This is a genomic window from Inquilinus sp. (assembly GCF_057815775.1).
Genome location: NZ_JBYRFX010001181.1, coordinates 1 through 1,792, shown reverse-complemented (window position 1 = coordinate 1,792; position 1,792 = coordinate 1). Strand labels below are relative to the sequence as shown.

The window sequence follows — 1,792 nt, the reverse complement described above, 5'->3', positions numbered from 1 at the left end:
ACGTCGATCCGGTCAGCCTGCATCTGTCGGTCATCACGGTGATGGAGGTTGAACTCGGCATCGCTCAACTGGACCGTCGCGATCCCCACTAAGCCTCCGCTTTGCGGCTCTGGCTGCGGGATCGCGTCTTGCCGGCCTTCGCCGGCCGCATCCTGCCGATCGATACCGCGATCGCGCTGCGTTGCGCCCATCTTCACGTTCCCGATCCCAGGAGCGAGCGCGATGCTTGGATCGCGGCGACCGGCCTCGCTCACGACCTGACGATCGTCACCCGCAACAGCGCCGATTTCGCCGCGACCGGCGCGACACTGCTCAACCCATGGCGTGCGGGCAGTCCCCTTTAACGGGAAGGGTAACGGGCCCGGAGGGCTCTATTCCAGCCCCGGGATCGGCACCCCGAAGGCGGCGGCCAGCAGCACCATGTTGAGGCCGAGCACCAGGGCCGCCCCGGCCATGGCGGCGACCTGGGTCAGGGGGCCGTTGGCGAAGGCGCCCATCACGCTGCGGCGGCGGGTGAACACCACCAGCGCCACCATCGGCACCGGCAGGGCGAGCGACAGCACCACCTGGGACAGGACCAGCGCCCGGGTCGGGTCGACGCCGATCGCCACCACGACGAAGGCCGGCAGCATGGTCACCAGCCGGCGGACGATGAGCGGGATGTGCCAGCCGGTGAAGCCCTGCATCACCATCTGGCCGGCGAGGGTGCCCACCACCGAGGAGGAGATCCCGGAGGCGAGCAGCGACACCAGGAAGGCGGCCCCCGCCGCCGGCCCGAGCAGGGGGGTCAGGGTGCGGTAGGCCTGGTCGATCTCGGCCACCTCGCTGTGGCCGGCATGGAAGGCGGCGGCCGCCATGATCACCATTGCCATGTTGACGAGGCCCGCCAGCAGCAGCGCCACCACCACCTCGCGGTTCGAGAAGCGCACCAGCAGGCGCCGGTCGGAATCGTCGCGGGGGCTGCCCCGCCCCTGGGTCAGGCCCGAATGCAGGAACAGGGCGTGCGGCATCACGGTGGCGCCGATGATGCCGACCGCGATGGTCAGCGCCTGCGCATCGGGAATCCGCGGGGTGACGAGCCCCTTGGCGGCGTCCGCCCAGTCCACCGGGGCGATGGCGAGTTCGACCGCGTAGCAAAGGCCGATCGTGCCGACCATCACGCCGATCGCGATCTCCAGCGGCCGGAAGCCCTCCTGCTCCAGCAGCAGGATCGCGTAGGTGACGATCGCGGTGACCGCCATGCCGGCCATCAGCGGCATGCCGGTGAGCAGCGACAGCCCGATCGCGCCGCCCAGGAACTCGGCCAGGTCGGTGGCCATGGCGGCGACCTCGCTGATGCCCCACAGGCCGAGCCGCACCGGCAACGGCGTCGCGTCGCGGCAATGCTCCGCGAGGTTCTTGCCCGTGACGATCCCGAGCTTGGCCGAGAGCGCCTGGAACAGCATCGCGGTGATGTTGGCGAGCAGCACCACCCAGAGCAGGCCGTAGCCGTAGCGGGCGCCGGCCTGGATGTTGGTGGCGAAGTTGCCGGGATCCATGTAGGCGATCGACGCCGTCACGGCCGGGCCCACGAACAGCAGGAACCGGCCGCGTCCCCCCGGCCGCCCGTCGAGGGTGTCGCGGATGGCCTGCTCCGTGCGCCGGCTCATCCTGCCGAGCGCAGGACCCGCCGGTGCCGTTCCCTCGGGTGCGCGTCCCTCGGGCATCTGCCCCCCCGGGACCGTCGCCGCATCCGGCGTTGCCATGCCTCACCCTTTTCTCAAAGATATAGCTTGGGCTATATTCAAGGGAT

General features: G+C 70.2%; 2 protein-coding genes. One reads left to right on the top strand and one right to left on the bottom strand.

Translation table 11 applies throughout. The annotated features are described in order from the left end of the window. The first annotated feature begins 128 nt into the window (after nucleotides 1-128). The gene (locus AC3XYG_RS42190; RefSeq protein ID WP_489145909.1) at nucleotides 129-344 is read left to right on the top strand and encodes a PIN domain-containing protein; all 216 of its coding nucleotides are present in this window, start codon (nucleotides 129-131) and stop codon (nucleotides 342-344) included. Between the two features lie 27 nt (nucleotides 345-371). Here the strand turns inward: AC3XYG_RS42190 and AC3XYG_RS42185 are convergent, their stop codons facing one another. Next, complete coding sequence (locus tag AC3XYG_RS42185; protein WP_489145908.1) at nucleotides 372-1,649, bottom strand: Nramp family divalent metal transporter; 1,278 nt, start codon at nucleotides 1,647-1,649, stop codon at nucleotides 372-374. Nucleotides 1,650-1,792 lie beyond the last annotated feature (143 nt).

Coding starts and splice junctions, on each gene's coding strand:
- AC3XYG_RS42185 (WP_489145908.1), bottom strand. CDS start 1,649: ATGAGCCGGCGCACGGAGCAGGCCATCCGCGACACCCTCGACGGGCGG.